At 58.9% G+C, this 21,163-nt stretch carries 20 protein-coding genes and 1 tRNA gene; 4 read left to right on the forward strand and 17 right to left on the reverse strand.

The genetic code is table 11. The annotated features are described in order from the left end of the window. Positions 1 to 1,491 carry an exopolysaccharide biosynthesis polyprenyl glycosylphosphotransferase gene (locus Q0718_RS10415; protein ID WP_298917390.1) on the reverse strand — a complete coding sequence of 497 codons (1,491 nt, stop codon included), beginning with the start codon at positions 1,489 to 1,491 and terminating at the stop codon, positions 1 to 3. 226 nt (positions 1,492 to 1,717) lie between these two features. Between Q0718_RS10415 and Q0718_RS10420 the strand changes: the two genes are divergently transcribed. Beyond that, positions 1,718 to 1,808: transfer RNA gene (locus Q0718_RS10420), tRNA-Ser, on the forward strand. A gap of 24 nt (positions 1,809 to 1,832) precedes the next feature. Here Q0718_RS10420 and Q0718_RS10425 read toward each other — a convergent pair. The 3 genes from Q0718_RS10425 to Q0718_RS10435 form a co-directional block, all read right to left on the reverse strand. Further along, the gene (locus Q0718_RS10425; protein WP_298917393.1) at positions 1,833 to 2,456 is read right to left on the reverse strand and encodes a helix-turn-helix domain-containing protein; all 624 of its coding nucleotides are present in this window, start codon (positions 2,454 to 2,456) and stop codon (positions 1,833 to 1,835) included. Between the two features lie 87 nt (positions 2,457 to 2,543). Beyond that, the gene (locus tag Q0718_RS10430) at positions 2,544 to 3,143 is read right to left on the reverse strand and encodes a response regulator (protein ID WP_298917396.1); all 600 of its coding nucleotides are present in this window, start codon (positions 3,141 to 3,143) and stop codon (positions 2,544 to 2,546) included. Beyond that, a complete protein-coding gene (locus Q0718_RS10435) occupies positions 3,130 to 4,269 on the reverse strand; it encodes a PAS domain-containing sensor histidine kinase (RefSeq protein ID WP_298917399.1) in 1,140 nt (379 codons plus the stop codon). The genes Q0718_RS10430 and Q0718_RS10435 overlap by 14 nt, the downstream gene beginning before the upstream one ends. Positions 4,270 to 4,378: 109 nt before the next feature. On the opposite strand from Q0718_RS10435, the gene Q0718_RS10440 reads away from it, so the two are divergent. After that, on the forward strand, positions 4,379 to 4,762 hold the full coding sequence (locus Q0718_RS10440) for a hypothetical protein (protein ID WP_298917402.1): 384 nt from the start codon (positions 4,379 to 4,381) through the stop codon (positions 4,760 to 4,762). A gap of 238 nt (positions 4,763 to 5,000) precedes the next feature. Here Q0718_RS10440 and ccoS read toward each other — a convergent pair whose 3' ends face one another. The 10 genes from ccoS to Q0718_RS10490 form a co-directional block, all read right to left on the reverse strand. Further along, positions 5,001 to 5,153, reverse strand: coding sequence for a cbb3-type cytochrome oxidase assembly protein CcoS (gene ccoS, locus Q0718_RS10445; RefSeq protein WP_298917404.1), 153 nt, complete (start codon positions 5,151 to 5,153; stop codon positions 5,001 to 5,003). Further along, the gene (locus Q0718_RS10450; protein WP_298917407.1) at positions 5,150 to 7,348 is read right to left on the reverse strand and encodes a heavy metal translocating P-type ATPase; all 2,199 of its coding nucleotides are present in this window, start codon (positions 7,346 to 7,348) and stop codon (positions 5,150 to 5,152) included. Before Q0718_RS10450 ends, ccoS begins: the two co-directional genes overlap by 4 nt. After that, positions 7,345 to 7,854, reverse strand: a complete 510-nt coding sequence (locus tag Q0718_RS10455) for a FixH family protein (protein WP_298917409.1) — start codon at positions 7,852 to 7,854, stop codon at positions 7,345 to 7,347. The genes Q0718_RS10450 and Q0718_RS10455 overlap by 4 nt, the downstream gene beginning before the upstream one ends. A gap of 9 nt (positions 7,855 to 7,863) precedes the next feature. Next, on the reverse strand, positions 7,864 to 9,351 hold the full coding sequence (gene ccoG, locus Q0718_RS10460; protein ID WP_298917412.1) for a cytochrome c oxidase accessory protein CcoG: 1,488 nt from the start codon (positions 9,349 to 9,351) through the stop codon (positions 7,864 to 7,866). Between the two features lie 60 nt (positions 9,352 to 9,411). Further along, a complete protein-coding gene (gene ccoP / locus Q0718_RS10465) occupies positions 9,412 to 10,449 on the reverse strand; it encodes a cytochrome-c oxidase, cbb3-type subunit III (RefSeq protein ID WP_298917416.1) in 1,038 nt (345 codons plus the stop codon). Next, complete coding sequence (locus tag Q0718_RS10470) at positions 10,439 to 10,630, reverse strand: cbb3-type cytochrome c oxidase subunit 3 (RefSeq protein WP_298917419.1); 192 nt, start codon at positions 10,628 to 10,630, stop codon at positions 10,439 to 10,441. The genes ccoP and Q0718_RS10470 overlap by 11 nt, the downstream gene beginning before the upstream one ends. Before the next feature lie 6 nt (positions 10,631 to 10,636). Next, the gene (gene ccoO, locus Q0718_RS10475) at positions 10,637 to 11,374 is read right to left on the reverse strand and encodes a cytochrome-c oxidase, cbb3-type subunit II (protein WP_298917422.1); all 738 of its coding nucleotides are present in this window, start codon (positions 11,372 to 11,374) and stop codon (positions 10,637 to 10,639) included. 5 nt (positions 11,375 to 11,379) lie between these two features. Further along, a complete protein-coding gene (gene ccoN / locus Q0718_RS10480) occupies positions 11,380 to 12,945 on the reverse strand; it encodes a cytochrome-c oxidase, cbb3-type subunit I (protein ID WP_366523873.1) in 1,566 nt (521 codons plus the stop codon). Between the two features lie 296 nt (positions 12,946 to 13,241). Further along, positions 13,242 to 14,600 (reverse strand): oxygen-independent coproporphyrinogen III oxidase, encoded by a 1,359-nt coding sequence (gene hemN / locus Q0718_RS10485; protein ID WP_298917427.1) that lies wholly within the window; start codon positions 14,598 to 14,600, stop codon positions 13,242 to 13,244. 9 nt (positions 14,601 to 14,609) lie between these two features. Continuing rightward, a complete protein-coding gene (locus tag Q0718_RS10490) occupies positions 14,610 to 15,545 on the reverse strand; it encodes a hypothetical protein (RefSeq protein WP_298917430.1) in 936 nt (311 codons plus the stop codon). On the opposite strand from Q0718_RS10490, the gene Q0718_RS10495 reads away from it, so the two are divergent. Beyond that, a complete protein-coding gene (locus tag Q0718_RS10495) occupies positions 15,538 to 15,768 on the forward strand; it encodes a hypothetical protein (RefSeq protein ID WP_298917432.1) in 231 nt (76 codons plus the stop codon). The two genes, Q0718_RS10490 and Q0718_RS10495, sit on opposite strands and share 8 nt — an antisense overlap. A 43-nt stretch (positions 15,769 to 15,811) precedes the next feature. Here the strand turns inward: Q0718_RS10495 and Q0718_RS10500 are convergent, their stop codons facing one another. After that, entirely contained in the window at positions 15,812 to 16,654 is an 843-nt protein-coding gene (locus Q0718_RS10500; RefSeq protein ID WP_298917435.1) for a MoxR family ATPase, read from the reverse strand. 280 nt (positions 16,655 to 16,934) lie between these two features. On the opposite strand from Q0718_RS10500, the gene dksA reads away from it, so the two are divergent. Next, the gene (gene dksA / locus Q0718_RS10505) at positions 16,935 to 17,366 is read left to right on the forward strand and encodes an RNA polymerase-binding protein DksA (RefSeq protein ID WP_298917438.1); all 432 of its coding nucleotides are present in this window, start codon (positions 16,935 to 16,937) and stop codon (positions 17,364 to 17,366) included. A 19-nt stretch (positions 17,367 to 17,385) separates the two neighbouring features. On the opposite strand, the gene Q0718_RS10510 is transcribed toward dksA, so the two are convergent. Both Q0718_RS10510 and Q0718_RS10515 read right to left on the reverse strand, forming a co-directional pair. Then, positions 17,386 to 19,248: a DUF885 family protein gene (locus Q0718_RS10510; protein ID WP_298917441.1), complete on the reverse strand. Its 1,863-nt coding sequence runs from the start codon at positions 19,246 to 19,248 to the stop codon at positions 17,386 to 17,388. Beyond that, positions 19,245 to 21,086 carry a DUF885 family protein gene (locus Q0718_RS10515; protein WP_298917444.1) on the reverse strand — a complete coding sequence of 614 codons (1,842 nt, stop codon included), beginning with the start codon at positions 21,084 to 21,086 and terminating at the stop codon, positions 19,245 to 19,247. Before Q0718_RS10515 ends, Q0718_RS10510 begins: the two co-directional genes overlap by 4 nt. Positions 21,087 to 21,163: the final 77 nt, after the last annotated feature.

The following is a 21,163-nucleotide window of genomic DNA, read 5'->3' on the forward strand; positions in this document are numbered from 1 at the left end:
TCACCGCACGGTCCCGCGGTCGCCCAGCAGGACCGGAATCGTCCTGGCCATGATGATGATGTCCCAGATGATATTCGCGCGTTCGATATATTCGATGTCCAACTGCACCCGGCGTTGCACGTCGTAGCCATTGCGCAAGGGGCCGCGCGACCCGTTGATCTGCGCCCATCCCGTCATTCCGGGTTTCATCTTGTGGCGGTGCGCATATTCCTCGACCAGTTCCATGCTGTCGCGACCTGCGGTCTTCATGCCAACGGCATGCGGGCGAGGTCCGACCAAACTCATCTCTCCCTTGATCACGTTGATGAGTTGGGGAAGTTCGTCGATCGAGGTCTTGCGGATCAAACGGCCGATCCGCGTGATGCGCGGATCGTCGGCTTCGGTTTGGCGTTCGGCCTTGAGGTCGCAACGATCGCTGCGCATCGTGCGGAATTTAAGGACATCGAAAATGCGGTTGTTGAAGCCATGCCGCGGCTGTCGGAACAGAACCGGGCCTGGACTGTCGATGCGGATTATCAATGCCAGGATAGCCATGGGCATAGCAAGGATCGTGAGCGCAGCAGAGGCCAAGATAATGTCGCTCAAGCGCTTGAGCGCCGTATGCCGTCCTGATTTCGGATTCCCCGTTACATCTTTGAGGGAGATTTCGGCGATTTCGGAAAGGCGCTGTTTGACATGGTCGAGGTTCTCGAATGCGTCCGAAACATAGGCGATGCGGTTCGGCAGAAGCCTGACCTTTTCCACGAAATCCTTCTTGCGCGCTGCGGCGGCGCTCGGAAGGGTAACGACAATGCGGTTGACATAAGGCAGCCCTTCCCATTGCAGCAGATCCCCGATCTTGCCGACAACCGGTACGCCGTGAATATCGATCGGGGCGCGGGCGAGTCTTTCGTCGAAAATGGCGACGATGTTGAGTTCTTTTGTCTTCGCATTCTCCTCGATGATACGTTGTGCGCTTTCCGTGGCACCGAGCATGACCACAGTTGGAGCGAGACGTCCTGTCAGGTGAAGACGTTTCAATCGTACGGCATAGAGGGCATGCAGTATCATGAGCGCGCCGACGGCATAGAGTCCGGACCGAGCGAGCGAATCCGGCTGGAAGCTGGCGGGTCGCAGAATCAAGGCCGCCGCCAGCCAGACACCGAGTGCAGCGAGGGCGGCGACGAAGACGGTTCTGAGATGCATGCCGGGCGTCTCAGTCGGCTTGAAGCGGTAGGCGTGCGCAAATTTCATAAGGGAAACGAAGATGCCCGCGCCCATGATCGCGGCCGCGGCAGGCGCCAGCACGGCTTGATCATTGGCCCCGATATAATGATGCCATGCGCTCAACGCGATGATTCCGGCGACCGCGAGAACGTCGATGGATTGCAAGGCGAACCGCGCGGCATTGATGTTGACCTGCAAGCGGGGGACGATGAGACCGTCTATATCGAGGCGTTTGCGACGGCGGTCGACGGCCGGGACTATCTCCGTATCATCGGATCTGGCCACGCGTCTTTCATCGCCGCGCCTAGCACGCCCGGCTTGCCCGCTGTCGTTCACAGCATATCTGTTGTGTGTCTCCGGCATTCGCCCCGCTCATTCAGCTACGGGGCAATTACGTGCCGGGCGCAAACATACGGTAAACGCAGGCGATAGTTTGTCGAAAATGTATTTCTGCGGAAGAAACCGCGAGTAACGCTTGCGGGGCCAACTCCGCATCGCTAGACGCGCCGACGGAGACGTGGCCGAGTGGTCGAAGGCGCTCCCCTGCTAAGGGAGTATGGGTCAAAAGCCCATCGAGGGTTCGAATCCCTTCGTCTCCGCCACTTTCCCCATCCGAGCCTGCGGGCTTAGTGCGCGGCCGACAGTCCCGCGCAGCGACGGAGACCGGCGAACTGATTGATTTTGGCCGTATGAGTATCGGGCAGCCCGATGAGACCTAGGCTTTTGAGATCGTTCAAACGACGGCTGACGGTTTCGCGCGACAGACCGAGGTAATCCGCAATGTCGAGCCGCGACATGGGCAAGCGGACTTCGATGCCATCGTCTTCGCTACGTCTTGCCTTGCGTTCGGCCAGCATGACGAGAAACGCGGCGACGCGGGCTTCGGATGACGTCTTTGTCAGTGTCATCATGAGATTTTGAGCGTCTTCGATCTTGCGCCAGCTATGATTGAGGATCCGTGTGCGAAGATCGGAATCCGTTTCCAAAGCGGCGATGGAGACGCTTTGTATGCCGGCACTGGTCACGGTGATGGCACCGTCCATGTGCTCGCCATTCGGAGACAGACCGAAGAACTCGCCTTCCGTGCAAAATCCGGTGATCTGCCTCTGACTATCTTCGAGCATGCGGAACGTCATGACGACGCCGCTATTGACGCGAAAGATCCGCGTTGCGGTGTCGCCTTGATGATAGACCGGTGTCTTGTCCGGATAGACCCTGACGGTTCCGAGCTTGTCGACTTCCTGTGGCATGTCCTGTGTTCCCATCCCTTCCCGTGATGACACAGAGGTAAGAGGGGGAGCCGCAATAGGGGAGTTCGGTAAACTACGTACGTAAAACTACGCAGGGCGTCCAAGCATGAGCCTGACGAGGTCGGCAACGGACTTGATGCCGAGCTTCGACATCAGGCGAGCACGATGTGTTTCGACCGTCCTGACCGATACGCCGAGTTCATGCGCGATCACCTTGTTGGGCCGTCCTTTGGACAGATGCAGAGCAACCTCGCGCTCGCGCGGCGTCAAAGGTGATAGGGCATCGCCGGCCGGGTCCGGATTCGGCTCATCGCTGCTCGCATGGTTGCTCTGCAACCGTTCGATCGCCGACAGGATGCGCCGCGCGACAAAGGGTTTTTCGACGAAATCGTCTGCGCCCGACTGCATGGCTTTGACCGCCAGAGGAATGTCGCCGTGACCGCTGATCATGATAACCGGCATTCTGCCAGACCGCCCCCTTACGTCGGTCAGGGTCTCCAGACCGTCACGGCCCGGCATCCTGACATCCAGTATGAGGACTGTATCGTCCAATGACGGCGCAGCCGCGATATAGGCATCGCCTGACACGAATGTCTCGACATCGTACCCGCTCGTTTCGAGCAGGAAACGCAGCGATGTCCTGACCTGGTCGTCATCGTCGACGATATGCACGCTATGATGCGTCATGAACGTCTGTTCTCGCGTGCGGCAAGGTGAAGCTGAAAGTCGCGCCGCCCTCTGCATTGGCAGTCGCCCAGATGCGCCCTCCATGCGCTCTGACAATGGAACGGCTGATGGAGAGGCCGACTCCGAGCCCAGTGGATTTCGTCGAGGTGAAAGCCGTGAAGAGATTTGCGATTGCTTCCTCTTCCAGACCCGATCCATTATCCGAGATGCTGATACGGATCATATCGGCATGGTCTTTGTCGTTACGCGCGTCGATCATCAGGCGCTTCGTCTCGCTATCCGTCATCGCTTCGCATGCGTTGCGGATCAGATTGACGAAGACCTGCTGGATCTGAACGGCGTCGCCATGCACATAGCGCGACGGCGCCGCGATGCGGCGGACGATTTCGAGTTCCGTTTCCCTGTATTTGGACAGGCTCAGCATCAGCGAGGCATCGATGACATCGTCCAGATCCACAGTTTCGAGGATGACGTCGCCACGTTCGATGAACGTCCGCATTCGCGCGATGATGTCCGCCGCGCGATTGTTCTGTTGCAGCGCATAATCGAGCATGTCGGCCATCCGCTCGTCATTGCTCTCTGCCTGAGCGGACAGGATCTTGGCGGTTTCAATGTAGTTGGCCGTCGCGGCGAGGGGCTGGTTGATTTCATGCGCGATCGCCGTGCCCATTTCGTTCATGGCGGCAACGCGGGACAGATGGAAGTGGCGCAATTGCAAGGCGTCGAAGGCGGCCTGCGTCTCGCGCTCCTCGGTCAGGTCGCGAACGATTCCAACGAAGAGTGTGGACCCGTTCCGGCCCATCTCTCCAACGGCCAGATGCATCGGAAAGACTTCGCCATTGTTGCGGCGGCCTTCGACCTCGCGTCCGATGCCGATGATGCGGGTTTCGCCAGTTTCAAGATGATGACGGATATAGTCGTCATGTTCCGAACGGTAGGGTTCGGGCATGAGTATTGCGATGTTCTGACCGATGAGATCGTCCGCGCGGTAGCCGAAAATGTCTTCCCCGGCAGGGTTTATCAAGCGGATCATGCCATCGGAATCGATGATGATGGCCGCGTCGACCAGAGTGTTCATGACGGCGTTCAACCCGGATGTCGGCAGGCTGGAGGTCATCTCTTCCATATCCATGCGCGCCCTATCGGCGCATCATATCCACGACACGTGATGCATGTCACAATCGAATTCCGATATGGGGCATATCGAAACGGGACTTGCAAGGTCCTAAAACCCTATGTCGCTCACTGCTGCCCAGCCCATAGTCTATATGATCGACCGCCAGTCGGCGGCGATGGCCTCGATGCGCCCGTTGTTAGAGGCCAGCGGCCATCCTGTCATGCAGGTCGAGGACGCAGACAGCTTCTCTCATGATGTCCTGTCGCGGCGGACCGTCCGGACATGCGATGCGTTGATCCTGGATTTGGATGCAGGCGAGCCCGATCTGTATCGGTTGCTCAACCTCGTCATGCATAAGCGCAATCGTCCCAAAATCGTTCTTATGGCCGGATCGGACGCGCCGATCGGCGATATGGACAGTTTCACGCAGGATCGTCTGCATGTTCTTCGCCATCCTGCCACGCCGAGTCAGTTGATGGATGTCCTGGATGCGGACTCGTGAGTTCGGGAGCGCTCGGTGCGGGACTGATCGTGGCGAGTTTGGTCTTGCCGCACATACCGAGCACCGAAGGCTCCAACTTCATCGAAGCGAGGCTGTGCGCCTCCGGACGGACGATCCGGATCCCGTTGCCAGGTGGTGGAGACCCGGAACCGGAAGCGCCCATGCCGTGTCATGCGGTGTGTTCGCGTGACGATCAGGATCCTGTGGAACGCCATAAACCCAAGTCGCTTCCTTAAGATCAGAGCAACGGAAAATCGTCGTCTTCGAGCATGCGCTCTGCATCGCCCGATGTGTCGTCGAACTGTCCTGACTTAAGCGCCCAGACGAACGTCGCGAGCGCGGATGCACCCAATATCAGTGCGATCGGAATAAGCCATAATAGGGACGTCATGGGGCGGCGGCCGGGGTCGCGAAAAACCGGCCGGGATGGTCCGGACCTTCGTAGCTTTCACCAACGCGGTGCATTCTGAGCGCGTTGAGAATGACGATCAAGGAAGACCCGGACATGGCAATCGCCGCAATGAGAGGCGTGACATGACCCGTGACGGCCAAGGGCACCGCCAGCATGTTGTAGATGATGGCAAACCCGAAATTCTGCATCACTTTCTTCTTGGCGGCTCTTGCCACTTCGATGGCAAAGGGCAGGCCCGAAAGTGTATCGCCTTGCAAGACGATGTCGGAAGCCGATCTTGATATTTCCGTTCCGCTAGCCAGGGCGGCGGATGCATCTGCGTGAGCCAGGGCGGGCGCATCGTTTATGCCGTCACCGACCATCAGCACAGGCGTCTGCTCTGCCTGCAATTCGGATATACGGGTCAACTTCTCTTCGGGGCGCATTCTGCCGCGATGGTGATCGATACCGACCTGCTGGGCAATGTCCGCAACTGTCTGCAAGGCATCGCCTGATAATATCGAGGTCCGCAAACCCATGTCGTGAAGAGCTTCGACAGTCGAACGCGCTTCGGGTCTGACGGGATCGTGCATCTCGATACGAAAAGCGGGCGTGTGGTCGACTTTCGCCCAGAGACCGGCCTCGTCCTGCATATTGGAGTCCACGAAGCGCGCCTGTCCGAGCCTGACATTGTGGCCATCGATCTGGCCGAGGATACCGCGACCGGCTGTTTCCTCAACGTCGGCCACATCGGCGGCTCCGGCGAATGTATGTAGCGCTTTCGACGCCGGATGAATGGATTGCCGCGCCAGGGCCGCAACCAAACCCAACGTATGTTCGGGTATCGCAGAGACATCGGCCGTGACCTGTCCCTGCGTCAGTGTGCCCGTTTTGTCGAAGACGACATGGCGGACCGTCGAAAGCCGCTCCAATGCGTCGCCGGAGCGGATCAGGACGCCCTTGGCAAACAGGCGGCCTACGGCCACCACTTGCACAGCTGGAACAGCCAAGCCCAAAGCGCAAGGACAGGTGATGATGAGAACGGCGATGGCATTGATGATCGCTGTTCGCGGCGTTCCTCCGAAGAGTATCCATCCTAGGAAAGTCAGGAGGGCGAGCGTGTGGACGACCGGGACATAGGCGCGTGCCGCGCGATCGGCGAGCCGCACATAACGGGCTTGGACCTGCTGTCCGGCTTCGACCATGGCGGCGATGTCGGCAAGGAAGGAGTCCTCGCTCGCCTTCCTGATTTCGATCGTGATCGGCGCGCCCTCATTGATCGTTCCGGAATAGACGGCATCTCCCGGTTTGACTGACTGAAGAGCCGTTTCGCCCGTAATCAGCGCCGTATCTAGTTGAGTCGTGCCGGACAGGATGACGCCATCAGCCGGCAAACGGTCGCCGGATGCGACCATGACGACATCACCCGGAACCAGCTCGGTCGCCGGCACGACTACATAGTTTCCATCGTCACCGAGGCAATGAGCGTTGCGGACTTGCAGCGAGGCCAGCTGTCGCGCGGCCAAACCCGTTCGCGCTCTCAGCCGCGCATCCAGGAACCGCCCGATAAGCAGGAGAAAAATCAGCATCAGGGCGGCATCGAAATATGTATGCGGGTGTTCATGCCAGGTTTCCCAGACACTCAATCCGCACGCCAGCAAGATCGCAAGCGATATGGGAACGTCCATATTGGTGTTGCGGGACTTCAAGGCTGTCCAAGCCGACTTGAAGAAAGGGCGACCTGAAAAAAGAGCGATGGGCAAGGCGATGGCGGCGGACAGCCAATGCAAGAGCGACTTCGTCGCCGCGCTCATCTCTCCGCTGCCCGACCAGACTGCGACGGATAGCATCATCACGTTCATGAAACCGAATGCGGCAACCGCCATGGCAAGGAGAAGAGACCGAGTGTGCGCGCTGTCCCGGTCTTCCAAGTCGTCAGGGATATAGGGTCCGGCTGTGAACCCCATTCGTTCAAGCTGTCTAGCGAAACCATCGGCTTGGCCGGCATGCCCGTCCCAAGAAAGGTGAAGCCGCGACGTCGAGAGATTCATCCGCGCTTCGCGAACGTCGGGCAGGGCTTTCAGTCCGGTTTCGATCTTGGCCAGACAGCCGCCGCACCGCGCCCCGCCGATGACAAGATCGATCGATGCGTTCTCACCGGACTGCCGGACGAAAGAGGAGAGGGCGGCAGTCACCGCAGATCGAGATCGTAGGTGAAGTGAAAGCGGTCGTCGCCGCTTACGGCGTCCGCAAGCAGTGTCCACTGTCCGTGAAGTCCGGACAGGTCCGCCCGGGCAGCCCCATTTCCATCGACTTCGAAATTGAGAGGCTGGTCCAAAGTGGAATCGACCGGATGGCGAAGTCGCCCGCTGTAAACCAGACCATACAGGGTTTGCCCACGCGGCCCCGTGACTTTCACGATCAAGGCATGGTCAGCCGTTTCGCCAGTGACGTTCACGGCCGCCTTCCAGCCCAAAGAAGACTGTTCGGCGCGTTCGGCCAACGTCTTGTTGTAATCGATGCCTTGACGATAGGACCTTTCGACATCTTCTCCGCGGAACGATATCACGGCCAGCGTGGTGAAAACGATGCTCGACACGATGATGATGCCGAAGAAGCCAACCAGTATTGCAAGGACGTGGCGGCCTGTCAGCTCTCGTCCAGATCGGCTTTCCTCATCGTGCAAAGCTTCACTCGCCATGACCGCCTCCTACTCTCCTGCGACGAAAACGGTCGGACGGTTCGCCGTCGTATCGCTATCGGCATCTTCCAATTCGAAGACAAATTCTGCGCGCCCGTCCAGCATGTCCAGATCATCTTCTATGACGATGACCCGGAAATCGATGGTTTCGTCGGCGGGCACTTGTAGGGACAATCCGGTTTGACCAGCAACTTTGACAATGGGACTTGGCAGACCGACGGCGCTGAGCTTCAATGTGCGTTCGGCCGTAGCTTTGTTCATGACTTTGATCGTGTAGCCGTTCTGGACGCTTCCGTCCGACATTCGGACGAAGTTCGGTTGCCGGTCCCGGACGACGTTCAAGTCCAAAGTCGTTCGAGCCAACAAGGCGTAAAGCATCGTGAATCCGACAGCTGCGAAAACGGCGGCATAGATGACCGTTCGGGAGCGAATGAGCCGATAGCGCGATTTGTCGCCCTGCATTCGACGCACGACGTTCGCGTCCGTGTCGTAGGCGATCAGATTGGGCGGCCGGTCGACCTTGGCCATGATCCCGTTGCAGGCATCGATGCATAGCGCGCACCCGATGCATTCCAATTGCAATCCGTCGCGAATGTCTATGCCGACCGGGCATACGGCGACGCATTGGCGGCAGTCGATGCAGTCGCCTCGGCCTTCCCACGTCGCGCCTTTCTTGTGCGGGCCGCGCGGTTCGCCCCTGTCGTAGCGATAGGTGACGTTGAGCGCCTCTTCGTCGATCAGCGCGGCCTGGATGCGCGGCCATGGACACATATAGGTGCACACTTGTTCGCGCATGAAACCGGCCAAGGAATAGGTCGTAAAGGTCAGGATCGCAGCGAAGACATAGGATGTCATCGGCGCATGGCCGAGAAAAAAATCCCGGGCGATGGTTGGTGCATCATGGAAGTAGAGGATCCATGCCCCGCCGGTGAACAGGGCGATCAGCAGCCAGACGGCATGTTTGGCGACCTTCTTGTAGACTTTGGACAAGGTCCAAGGCGCCCGGTCGAGCTTGATCCGCGCATTGCGATCGCCCTCGAAGAACCGTTCGACATATATGAACAAATCCGTCCAGATCGTCTGGGGGCAGGCATAACCGCACCAGACACGACCGAAAAGCGACGTCACTAGGAAAAGCCCAAGCGCAGCCAGGATGAGCAATCCGGTGATGAAATAGATTTCCTGCGGCCAGATCTCGATGAAGAAGAAATAAAACCGGGCGTTTTCGAAGTCCACGAGGACGGCTTGATCCGGCTGACCCGGACCCCGGTCCCATCTGACCCAAGGCAGAATGTAATAGATGCCGAGTAGAACGATGAGCGCAATCCATTTGAGATTTCGGAAAAACCCGTGCGCCAGTTTCGGGTAGATCTGTTCGCGGCTTTTATAAAGACTGACCGGTGTGGACGGTGTCGGGCTCGGTGCCCGGGACCGCATCACGCCCGGAGCGGCCTCGCGGCGCGGTTCCGGATTGGTTTTATCGATCAGAGTCGTCATCGGGTGCCGGATTTAGGGCAGGGGCTCCCTATCGATGTGTCCTGCGTCACAGGCCGCGGGCTAGGGCTGCATTCCCGGCTTTTGGGGGTCGGCGCCGCTCGGTTGCGGCGCAGACGGTTCGCCGCCGCCCAGCGCGTGGACGTAGACCGCCAAGGCTGTAATGGTTTCAGGATCAAGACGCTCATGCCAGTTGGGCATGACGCCTTGACGGCCACCATAAAGCGTTTCCACGATATCCTCGCGTTCTCCGCCATACAGCCATTCGGCATCCGTGAGGTTCGGTGCGCCCTGGCTGCGATCTCCCATTGCGTCCGCGCCGTGGCAGGATGCGCAATTGTCGGCGAAAAGCGCGCGACCGCGACCGCTTGCGTCCGGATCGACACCGCGGCCGGAAAAGGCCAGCAGATATTCCGTCAGGTCGCGGATCTGGTCGCGGTCCAGCAACCCGTCTCGGCCGAAAGCCTGCATGAGATTGAACCGCGTATCTTCGTGTGCCGCGCGGATGCCGACTTCGAGTGTATGCCGGATATCTTCGAACGACCCGCCCCAGATCCAGACATCGTCGTTCAGATTTGGATAGCCTTTGAAGCCTTGGCCGCCTGCGCCGTGGCAGGTCGCGCAGTTATCTCCAAAGGCGGACTTGCCGGCGGCCATGGCGAAGCGGAACAACTCCGGGTCGCCAGTGATGTATTCGAGGTTCGCGTCCGCGAGACGGTCGGCCAATAGTGCCCGTTCCATGCGGAGTTCGGCGATCTCCACGGAGACATCCTCGCGATCGGACTTGTCGAGTATGCCGTCGAAATAGCTGTCGATCAAAGGTATGGATGGCATCAGCAGCATGTAGACGGCCGAAAAGGCGATCGTGGCGTAGAAGATGCCGAGCCACCAACGCGGCATGGGCGTATTCAGCTCCTCGATCCCATCCCAGCTATGACCGGTCGTATATTGTCCCGTCGGTTCGTCGAAGCGTGGGTCGTGACCGCCATGCGCGTCATTGGGCAGCGTTGGCTCTAGGTTTGGATCGACTCCGCGCTCCACCATCTTCTTCGCACCATCGCCAGCGTCGGGCTGGGATGGCGTTTTGTTTTCATCGCTCATTATGTGTCTCCCCGTCGCTCAGCTCGGGATTGTCGTCGGTTTCAAGGGGCAGGTGCGCAGCCCGGTCGAACCGGGCCTTGTTCTTGGGCCAGAGGGCGTAGAAAATCGCTCCGATGAACACGGCCGTGAACGCGACCGTCCCCCCGACCTTGATGATATGCGCGATCTGATCGTAACTCATGGGCCGCTACCTCAGATTTTCGTCGAGATCGGCTTCGAACTCGTTGAAGTCCACGAGCGTGCCGAGCATTTGCAGATAGGCGATCAGCGCGTCCATCTCGGTCACCTTGTCGGCGTCGCCGTCGAAGTCCCGGATGACTGCGTTCGGATAGCGCGCGACGAAACCGTCATAGTCGTCCGCGAACTCGTCGAGCTGAGTCGTCACGTCGGATTTGGCCGACGCGATCATCTCGTCCGTGTAAGGCACGCCCAACGTGGCGTTGACGGCCAGATGTCGAGCGATGTCATCATATTCCAGTTCGGCTTCGGCGAGGAACTTGTAGGGCGGCATTATGGATTCCGGAACGACGGATCGCGGGTCGATCAAATGGGTCTTGTGCCACTCGTCGGAATACTTGCCGCCCACCCGGGCCAGATCGGGTCCGGTTCGCTTCGACCCCCATTGGAAAGGCCGATCATACATGGACTCTGCGGCCAGGCTGTAATGCCCGTAGCGTTCGACCTCGTCGCGCAAGGGGCGGACCATCTGCGAATGACAGACGTAGCAGCCTTCACGGATGTAGATGTTGCGACCTGCCAGCTCCAGCGGCGTGTAGGGCCGCATGCCTTCGACTTCCTCGATCGTGGAGTCGATGTAGAAGAGCGGTGCGATCTCCACCAGTCCTCCGACCGATACGACACCGATGATGCCGAGCAGGAGCGGGAAGGACTTTTTCTCGAGATATTTGTGAATCTTGTAGAACATCGATCTTACTCCGCCGGAGCGAGGGTTGGCGGGACGGGCGAGACCGCAGGCGGCACCGGTTTCAAGCTGCCATCGTCACGCAGCGACACGGCATTGCCGCGACCCAGGATGGTCATGCGGATGTTGTAGGCCATGATGAATGTGCCGAGCAGGAACATCAGACCGCCGATCGTCCGGATGACGTAGAAGACATGCAAAGGACTGACAGTCTCGATGAAGCTGTATTCGAGGAACCCGAGTTCGGTGTAGGCGCGCCAATTGAGACCCTGGCTGATCCCAGCGCCCCACATGGCGGTGATGTAGAAGACGATGCCGAGCGTCGCGAGCCAGAAGTGCCATTCGACCAGTCGCGTGGAGTAGAGCTCGCGTTTCTTCCACAGCCACGGAACCAGGCAGTAGAGTGCGCCGAAGGTCACGAAGCCGTTCCAGCCCAGCGCCCCGGAGTGGACATGGCCGATGCCCCAATCCGTGTAGTGCGACAGCGCATTGACGTAGCGCACAGAGAGGAGGGGGCCTTCGAATGTCGCCATGCCGTAGAAGGCCACGGACACGACCAGCATGCGCAGCACAGGGTCTGTACGAAGCTTGTCCCATGCGCCCTGCAAGGTCATCAGGCCGTTGATCATGCCGCCCCAGCTCGGCATCCACAGCATCAGCGAGAACACCATGCCCAAGGTCTGTGTCCATTGCGGCAAGGCCGTATAGTGAAGATGGTGCGGACCGGCCCAGATGTAGATGAAGATCACGGCCCAGAAGTGGACGATGGAAAGCTTGTAGCTCCATACGGGACGGTTCGCCCGCTTCGGGATGAAGTAGTACATGATTGCGAGGAAGCCGGCAGTCAGGAAGAAGCCGACCGCATTGTGGCCGTACCACCACTGCGTCATGGCATCCTGCACACCTGCATAGACCCCGTAGGATTTGGCACTTGTGATGGCGACCGGCAAAGCCAGGTTGTTGACCACGTGCAGGATCGCGACCGTGACGATGAAGGCCAGATAGAACCAGTTGGCCACATAGATGTGCGGCTCCTTGCGCCGCGCGAGCGTCATCAGGAAGACGAGCAGATAGGCGACCCAGACGATGGTCAGCCAGAGGTCGACATACCATTCCGGCTCGGCATACTCTTTTCCACCCGTCACGCCCATGAGATAGCCGGTCGCGGCCAGCACGATGAAGAGCTGGTAGCCCCAGAACACGAACCAGGGCCAATAACCGCCAGCCAACCGCACACGGGACGTTCTTTGAACGACGTAGAAACTGGTCGCGATCAGTGCATTGCCGCCAAAGGCAAAAATCACGGCCGATGTGTGAAGAGGCCTTAGGCGCCCGAAATTGGTCCAGGCCCCTTCGAAGTAGAAGATTTCAGGCCAAGCCAGTTGGGCCGCAATGACGACGCCGACGGTCATTCCGGCGATGCCCCAGAACGTTGTTGCGACAACCCCGTATTTGACGATCGTATCGGCGTACCGAGAATGATCGATGACCGGGGTTTCCGACCCCATGCGCCCGACGATATAGATGATGCCGCCGATCAAGGCGGCGAGCATGATCCCTGCCTGCGCTTTCATCTGAACACCGCCGAACGTGCCGTAGCCAGGACCGGTCGCCGCGAACATCGCCCAGATCGCGACCGGTATCAGGATGAAGAGCATCGGCCACATGGACCCATCCGTCTTGAGGTGCGGATTGGTGGGTGCGGTTGTCTCAAGGGTGCTCATTGGCAACTCTTCTGCGTCGGTCTGTTATCTGCGCGCGGGCGCATTGCGGTATGCCGGGTCAGTCCAAGTTTTCGACAAGGGGATTCGCGGACCCGCCCCGGCTCCTGCGTGATGAATTCTTTCGTGGTGCAGCGAAGTGACAGAGGTCACACAGCCGCCGAGAACCGGGCCGGTCGTTGTTTCAGGTAATCGTCCAGACGCGACGCCAGCGTACGGACGAAGGGCCGCCCCGTCTCCGTCACCCGGAAGCCCGTCTCGACCGCTTCGAACAGTCCGTCTTCATCGCGATGTGCGATCATGGCGGCTTTCGCGAGAACGCCATCGGCATGGGCGCCGTGGTCTTGGCGAAGTCGCGTGGCGTCCAGCGCGAACCCGCACATGAGTTGCTCGATCGCAGAAGCTGTCGCGCGGTCACGCGCCGAGATGGTGGCACCGCGTTCGATGGGTAGCCGCCCGTCTTCCAAGGTCCGGTCATAGGCTTGCACGGTCTTGACGTTTTGGGCGTAGCCCTGCGCGAACTGGCTGATCGATGATGTGCCGAGGCCGATCAGGGTCTTGCATGGGTCTGCCGTATAGCCCTGGAAGTTCCGGCGCAGGCGCCCTTTCGAGAGCGCCACGCAAAGTGCATCCGCCGGCTTGGCGAAATGGTCGATGCCGATTGCGGCGTAGCCGGAGCGTTGGAGGGCCGCCGCGGCGATCCGCGATTGCCGGAAACGGCTGAGCGCACCAGGCAGGGAGGCTTCGTCAATCATCGTCTGGTGCCGCTTGATCCATGGGACATGCGCATAACCGAACAGAGCGACGCGGTCCGGGCTCAGCGAAACAACCTGTTCGATCGTTCGCCGCACCGTGTCATCGGTCTGGAAAGGCAGACCGTATAGCGCATCGATGTTGACGGATTCCACGCCCCCATGCCGTAACGCGTCGATGATCTCGCGCGTCTTGGCGAAGCTCTGGGGTCTGTTGATGGCGGACTGAACGCGCGCATCGAAATCCTGCACGCCGAGGCTCGCCCGTGTCACGCCGAAGGCACAGAAGCTTTCCACATCTTCGGCGATCATGTCCGTCGGGTCGAATTCGAGGCTGATCTCCGCATCCGGTTCGATCTCGAAGGCTGCATCCAGAGTGGAGCGGAGCCGGCGAAGATCCTGTGGCCGCAAGAGGCTGGGCGACCCGCCGCCCAGATGCAGTTGGCGGACGAGCTGGCGCCGTCCGATCGTGTCGCTCACAAGCGCGATCTCGCGGTACAGGCTATCCAGATAGCGGCGGACCGGATCGTAGCGCTTCACATGCTGTGTATGGCAGCCGCAGAACCAGCAGAGCCTGTCGCAGAACGGGACATGGATATAGAGCGAGACCGCTTCATCCGCAGGCAGTGCCGACATCCAGCTGGAGACGTTTTGGGAATTCACCGCATCCGTGAAATTGGGCGCTGTCGGATAGCTGGTATAGCGCGGCACGGGGGCGGAATAATCGAGGATCAACTCGGCCGGAAAGGTAGTCATGTCGGAACTCTAGAAGTTGCGAATATAAGCGGGTACGGGGGCCAGGATCGACGGCTTGCCGGGATCCAGCCTGAATCGGACGAAGTCGTCGCGGATGTGTGCCCGATGCGCGCCCAATTTGCGTAGTGCATGGCCGCATATCGCGCGGGTGTAGCGGCTTGCTCGCCCAGCCCCGGCCCAACTCGGCGAGCCGCCGAGATGGCGCCGTACCAGGCCGTTGAAATACATGGCGCCATTGCGCACCGCGCTCTCGCGCGTCGTGCATTCCATCACCATGGATATGCAGTAGCCTTGGTTTTCAACCCGATGCGGCGACGTATGGGGCCAGCAGACCAGCGTGTCGTCGGGCAGGTCGAACACTTGTGCCGCTTGATCATACTCCGGCCGATAAGGCACATCCTGATCACGTTCCCCTAGAACGATGGCTTCATAGGCTTCGTCCGGCAGGAACGCCTCCGTCCTTGGATAGACGAAGACGCGTTTGTGACCGCGGACGTGCCACAGAAGGGTTTGGGTCGGATCACAATGATAAGGAACCTTGGCGGCCGGAGAGGAAATCAGAATTCCGCCCCGCCGATTGTATTGGCGGACTTTTTGTCCAGTCCGTTCGCACAGATCGGAATAGCATCGATCGAGAAGCGGGCTGTAGGCCGGGTCCAGGTTCATGGCTTCACGGATATTGATCCAGATTGCGCCGGATTTTGCGATCTCGACCAAATCTGATCCTGTCGTTTGTCCGGGGTCGACCGTGCAGTGCCGATCCGGAAATTCGGGGTCGTACATCATTGTGCAGACATCGATCAGATGTCTTGGATGCCGGTCCAGAAGCGTAGCGAGGGCGTCGTCGGAAAATAGTCCCGACGCCGCGAGCGTGTGTGGAAATGTCTGGACCCTGGACCCGTAATCCTGCCGGTCACGATCCGACCAATGACCCAAGATGTTCATGCCGAAACTCCGATTGCAACGGAGCCTCTGTCAGCAAACCGGTCTTGGCAGGGTGACGCCGGTCACAATCGCGATGGCGGATGTTAGGCATGATCCGGATAATCGTATCGCGTGGCTAGTGCTGACGTTAAATCGGTGCTATAACGCGTCCATGATCGAAACGTTCAAAAACATCATCTTGGCGGTTCTGGTCTTCTTCCTTGCCTTGCTGCTGGGACTTTAGACCCGACCCGACCTATGGCGGAGCCGCTTTGCCGCCGGCCGACCTAGCCTTCGCGCCGTGTCAGAAAAGCGAGGCGTTCGAACAGGTGGACGTCCTGTTCGTTCTTCAACAATGCTCCGTGAAGAGGCGGGATCATTTTCTTGCTGTCCGTCTCCCGCAAGGTCTCCGGATCGATGTCCTCGACCAGTAGGAGCTTCAACCAGTCCAGCAGTTCCGACGTGGACGGCTTCTTCTTGAGGCCAGGCATGGCGCGGACTTCGAAAAAACGCTTCAAGGCTGCCGACAGAAGACGCGGTTTGAGGTCCGGGAAATGGACCTCGACGATGTCCGCCATGGTGTCCTCGTCTGGAAACCGGATATAGTGGAAAAAGCATCGGCGCAGAAACGCATCGGGTAGATCCTTTTCATTGTTCGACGTGATTATTATGATCGGACGTTGCTCTGCACTGATCGTTTCACCGGTCTCGTAGACATGGAAACTCATCTTATCGAGTTCGTGCAGGAGGTCGTTCGGAAATTCGATATCGGCCTTGTCGATTTCATCGATCAGCAGGATCGGTCGCCGGTCACTTTCAAACGCGTCCCAAATCTTGCCCTTCTTGATGTAGTTGAAGATGTCATGGACGCGATCGTCGCCCAGTTGGCTGTCACGCAAGCGCGCCACGGCGTCATATTCATAGAGCCCCTGCTGGGCCTTTGTCGTGGACTTGATGTTCCATTCCAGCAAAGGCGCGTTCAGGCCTTTTGCGATCTCATGGGCGAGAACGGTTTTGCCCGTCCCCGGTTCGCCCTTGATGAGAAGCGGCCGTTCGAGCGTAATGGCGGCATTGACCGCCATCATCAGGTCTTTCGTGGCGACATAGTCCTTTGTGCCTTCGAATCGCATGGAAACTCGCTTTAAGTTGGGATTGTCTGCAACATGTTGTGAGGATCGCGACGCCCGATGCAAGAGCCCATCGCTGACTTTATCAGGCTTGCGAGGAACCTCGAAAAATTATTCAGGCCTATGTGAGCCCGGGACTTGAGCTTGCGTAAAATTTCGACATACCGCGCATCACCGGACATCGTCCGGAGAATCGCTCTCATGGGATGGAGCGCGAGGGACCGATAGAGGTGCAGAGCCCACGGTCCCGCTACATCAACGTTCGTTTGTTCGGGGAACGACCATGGCCAAATCCAAGAAAACCTCTTCCGTTGTTCCGGCCAATTACGTGCCAAGCGACGACGAAGCTTTCATGAACGACAGGATGCGCGAATTCTTCCGTCGACGCCTTATCGAATGGCGCGAAGAAATCGGTGTCCAGACCCGCGATACGGTCGAATATCTTCAAGGGGAACGGGTGAATCATCCCGACCCGACCGATATCGCGACCTATAATGCGGATCGTCAACTCGAACTCCGCACCAAGGACCGCCTCCGCAAACTGGTCCGCAAGATCGATAAGGCGCTCGCACGCATTGAAGACGGCACTTACGGCTATTGCGAAGAGACGGGCGATCCGATCGGGGCGGGACGTCTCGTGGCTCGCCCTATCGCGACCCTGTCGATCGAAGCGCAGGAATTGCACGAGCGCAGCGAACAGATGCGCGCCGGCTGATCCAGTCGGCAGCGCTGCCTTAAAGCCCGTTCTCGATATAGGCATCAACACGCTGTTCGAGCACATCAAGCGGGACGGGACCGCTTGTCAGAACGACATCGTGAAATTCCCGGATGTCGAAGTCGTCGGCCATCTCCGAACGCGCTTTCTCGCGCAGCTCCAAGATCTTCAATTTCCCGATCATGTAGGCCGTGGCCTGGCCCGGCATGACGATATACCGCTCGATGGCCTTGATGATGTCGCCTTCGGGGTTGGGCGTGTTCTCCTTCAAATAGTCGATCGCGTCCTCGCGCGTCCACTTCTTGTGATGCAGTCCTGTATCGACGACGAGCCGGGCTGCCCGCCAGAGTTCCATGGCGAGGCGGCCGAAGTCGGAATAAGGATCTTCATAGAAGCCCATCTCTTTCGGAAGATACTCCGAATACAGACCCCAACCCTCGCTATAGGGTGTGTAGCGGCCGTATTTGCGGAAGGTCGGTACGTTATCGAGTTCCTGCGAAATGGCGATCTGCATATGATGGCCGGGAACGCCTTCATGATAGGCCAACGCTTCCATCTGGTAGATCGGCATCGAGTTCATGTCGTATAGATTGGCGTAATAGTAGCCGGGTCTGGATCCGTCCGCCGCAGGCGCGTTGTAGAACGCCTTGCCCGCGCTGCGTTCACGGAACGCTTCGACGGGCCGAACCTCTAGCGCGGCTTCCGGGCGTCGGAGGAAGACTTCGTCCAGACGTTCGTCCATCGTGTCGATAAGCGCAGTCGCCTCTCGGAGGTAGCGGTCCTTGCCTTCATCCGTCGTCGGATAGTAGAACTGCGGATCGGTGCGCATAAACTCGAAGAAAGCATCCAGGTCTCCGTCGAAATCCACGGCTTGCATGATGTCTCGCATCTCGCCGTGAATTCGGTCCACCTCCCTTAACCCGATGTCGTGGATCTCATCGGCCGAGAGATCCGTGGTCGTCATCAGGCGCAGTCGGTAGGCATAGTAATCTCCGCCGTCCGGCAGTTTCCAGACGCCGTCATCCGTACCGGCTTCGGCCTGTTGGCGCTGCAGCTCGGCTTTCAGGCGCTCATAGGCCGGGCCGACATGTTCATCCATGGCGTCGATGGCGTCCGAGAAAAGCTCTTCCTGAACTTCGTCCGGCAGATCGAGCGCATCGACCTTGGACCTGAAATCCTCAAGGATCAGGTTCAAATCTCCCCCCGCTTCGAAGGGCGCGCCGGTCAATATGTTGTCCACGTCGCGTATGACATGCGCATAGACGAACTTGGGGGGTGAAATACCCATCCCGAAACTCTCTTTCGAACGTTCGGTCACGGCATCGAGTTTGGCGGGAATTCGGGTCAGACGCGCGACATAGGCGCGAGCGTCCGCTTCCGAGTCGATCCGGTGCTGGTTCAGCAGAAAGGTCGGGATGCCGGAATGCGTCCCGAACATCTGATTGAACGGATAGCCGTGATTGTACCAGCGGGCGCCTTCCAACAGGGTTTCGGCATTGCGGACATAGAGATTGTGCGAAAGCGCCGCGTCCTCGTCCAGGGCGGAAACATCGACCTCTTCGGTCAGGAACGCCAGATCGGATCGTGTGCGGTCCATTCGTTCCAGCCAGGCTTCCTTCGTCTCGTCGTTCCATTCCTCGTTCCGGTCCTTGCGGCCCAGTCTTGCCAGGAATTCCGGGCGGTCCATCGCGTCCTCATCGAATCGGCGTTCGAACCAGGCATTGAGAATTTCGGACTCGGATTGTTCGGCCGCTGTTTCGACCGGCTGGTCAGCCGGTGCCGTCTGCGGCGCGGTTTCAATAGTTGCGGTTTCCGGGGTATCTGCCTGGGAGCATGCACCCAGCAATAGCAATGTAACGGCGAGCGGACGCAGATAGGTCATGAGCTTTCCTTGGTTTGATCGATGTAGCGCTCGACATTGCGCTCCAGAATGTCAAGCGGGACGGACCCGTTGGCAATGACGACGTCGTGAAATTGCCGGATGTCGAACGCGTCTCCCAATTCGGTTTCGGCTCGTTCGCGCAATTCGACGATCTTCAACTTGCCGATCATGTAGGCCGTGGCCTGACCGGGCCAGACGATGTAGCGATCGATCTCGGCGCGAACATCGCCTTCGGGATTGGGAATGTTCTCCAGATAATATTGCACCGCCGTTTCTCGGTCCCATTTTTTGGCGTGGAGACCCGTATCCACGACGAGACGCGCCGCCCGGAAGATTTCCATGCCGAGCTGACCGAACTCCTTGTAGGGATCGGTATATAGACCAAGCTCCTTCGGAATTTCCTCTGCATAGAGCGCCCAGCCTTCGATGAAGGCCGTATGTCCGCCGAGCCTGCGGAACTCCGGAACGCCGTCCAGTTCCTGCGCAATGGCGATCTGCATGTGATGACCGGGAATGCCTTCGTGATAGGCCAGGGCCTGTTGCAGGAATTTCGGCTGGTCGGCCATGTCCTTCAGATTGATATAGTAGGTGCCGGGCCGAGAGCCATCCAGCGCCGGCGCGTCGTAGAACGCACCGAAGGCCGTGGCTTCGCGGAAGGGTTCGACACGTTTCACTATCATGTCGGCTTCGGGTTTCGTCAGGAAGAGGCCATCCAGCCGACCGCGCATTTCGTCGATGATCGAGGTCGCATCCGCAACGTAGGCGCTGCGGCCTGTATCGTCATTTGCATAGGTGAAGCGCGGGTCGGTCCGCAAAAACGTGTAGAAGTCCTGCAAGCTGCCGTCGAAACCGACGCGCTCCATGATTTCGCGCATCCGGGTCTGGATGCGGTCGACCTCTCTCAAGCCGATGTCGTGGATCTCGTCGGGCGTCAGGTCCGTCGTCGTATAATGCCTCAGGCGCGCGGCATAATAGTCGTCTGCCTGCGGAAGTTTCCAAGCCCCGTCATCATCGGTTGCTTTTTCGGCATGGCGTTCGAACATCGACAGAAGCGATCGATAGGCCGGTTCGACCGACTCCAACAGAGCTGTGCTGGCAGCCGTGACCAGGTCCGCTTTCTGCGAGGCGTTCAGATTCGTTTCGTTCAGTTTGCTCTTGAAGTCCTTCAACAGAGGGCTGTCTTCGCCGTCTGTGAAGGGAGCGCCAGCGATGATGTTGCGCGAGGGCTCCGCGATCTTTTCATAGACGAACCGGGGAAGCATGACCCCATTGTCGGCTTGAGCTTCTGCGCGCATTTCGGCTTGTCCGAAATAATCGTCGAAGGCTTCGAGACGCGCAATGTAATCTCTTGCATCTTGTTCGGTTGCAATGTCGTGGAAGTTGATGAGAAAGCTGGGCAGGCTTGAATGCGGTCCGCTCATGTGCTGGAAAACGTAGTCGTTTCCGGACACTGCATGCGTGGCCAGCCAATCTTCCTGCTGCACTTCGAATAGGCGGTAGGACAACGCAGCGTCCTCATCCAGCCTGTCGACATCGAAGCTGCGCTTCATTTCGGCGAGCCAGCTCCGGCGCAAGGCGGCTTCCTCGTCCAAGGCGCTCTGGCTGATATCGTCGAGCCGATCGCGATTGACGCGCTTGCCCAGATAGGTCTGGGTCATGGGCGATCTGGCGAGCTCTTCATCGTACCGGGCGGCGAACCAGTCGTTTAGCCGGTCCGACTCCTGCGTGACGATCTCCGCACGCGATGTGTCGATTTGCACGTCTCCGGGACGGCAGGCCGGCAGCGCGGCCGAGCAGACCAGAAAACCGGCTATGGCCATGACCTGTAGGTGTTTCATCGCAAATCCGCTTCAAGAGTTCGGGTAGTTTTCAGAGAAAGTCCGAAACTCTCGCGGCAATGTCAAATAAGGGGTAG

Origin of the sequence: uncultured Algimonas sp., from assembly GCF_947498175.1 — a bacterium.
GTDB lineage: Bacteria > Pseudomonadota > Alphaproteobacteria > Caulobacterales > Maricaulaceae > Litorimonas.

What these genes read in the sequence shown, in the direction of transcription:
- Q0718_RS10495 (WP_298917432.1), top strand. Translation starts at nt 15,538, where the DNA reads ATGTTCATGCCGAAACTCCGATTGCAACGGAGCCTCTGTCAGCAAACC.
- Q0718_RS10500 (WP_298917435.1), bottom strand. Translation starts at nt 16,654, where the DNA reads ATGCGATTCGAAGGCACAAAGGACTATGTCGCCACGAAAGACCTGATG.
- Q0718_RS10435 (WP_298917399.1), bottom strand. Translation starts at nt 4,269, where the DNA reads ATGGAAGAGATGACCTCCAGCCTGCCGACATCCGGGTTGAACGCCGTC.
- Q0718_RS10490 (WP_298917430.1), bottom strand. Translation starts at nt 15,545, where the DNA reads ATGAACATCTTGGGTCATTGGTCGGATCGTGACCGGCAGGATTACGGG.
- Q0718_RS10470 (WP_298917419.1), bottom strand. Translation starts at nt 10,630, where the DNA reads ATGAGTTACGATCAGATCGCGCATATCATCAAGGTCGGGGGGACGGTC.
- Q0718_RS10455 (WP_298917409.1), bottom strand. Translation starts at nt 7,854, where the DNA reads ATGGCGAGTGAAGCTTTGCACGATGAGGAAAGCCGATCTGGACGAGAG.
- Q0718_RS10515 (WP_298917444.1), bottom strand. Translation starts at nt 21,086, where the DNA reads ATGAAACACCTACAGGTCATGGCCATAGCCGGTTTTCTGGTCTGCTCG.
- ccoS (WP_298917404.1), bottom strand. Translation starts at nt 5,153, where the DNA reads ATGACGTCCCTATTATGGCTTATTCCGATCGCACTGATATTGGGTGCA.
- Q0718_RS10440 (WP_298917402.1), top strand. Translation starts at nt 4,379, where the DNA reads ATGTCGCTCACTGCTGCCCAGCCCATAGTCTATATGATCGACCGCCAG.
- Q0718_RS10430 (WP_298917396.1), bottom strand. Translation starts at nt 3,143, where the DNA reads ATGACGCATCATAGCGTGCATATCGTCGACGATGACGACCAGGTCAGG.
- hemN (WP_298917427.1), bottom strand. Translation starts at nt 14,600, where the DNA reads ATGACTACCTTTCCGGCCGAGTTGATCCTCGATTATTCCGCCCCCGTG.
- Q0718_RS10510 (WP_298917441.1), bottom strand. Translation starts at nt 19,248, where the DNA reads ATGACCTATCTGCGTCCGCTCGCCGTTACATTGCTATTGCTGGGTGCA.
- ccoO (WP_298917422.1), bottom strand. Translation starts at nt 11,374, where the DNA reads ATGTTCTACAAGATTCACAAATATCTCGAGAAAAAGTCCTTCCCGCTC.
- dksA (WP_298917438.1), top strand. Translation starts at nt 16,935, where the DNA reads ATGGCCAAATCCAAGAAAACCTCTTCCGTTGTTCCGGCCAATTACGTG.
- Q0718_RS10425 (WP_298917393.1), bottom strand. Translation starts at nt 2,456, where the DNA reads ATGCCACAGGAAGTCGACAAGCTCGGAACCGTCAGGGTCTATCCGGAC.
- ccoN (WP_366523873.1), bottom strand. Translation starts at nt 12,945, where the DNA reads ATGAAAGCGCAGGCAGGGATCATGCTCGCCGCCTTGATCGGCGGCATC.
- ccoP (WP_298917416.1), bottom strand. Translation starts at nt 10,449, where the DNA reads ATGAGCGATGAAAACAAAACGCCATCCCAGCCCGACGCTGGCGATGGT.
- ccoG (WP_298917412.1), bottom strand. Translation starts at nt 9,351, where the DNA reads ATGACGACTCTGATCGATAAAACCAATCCGGAACCGCGCCGCGAGGCC.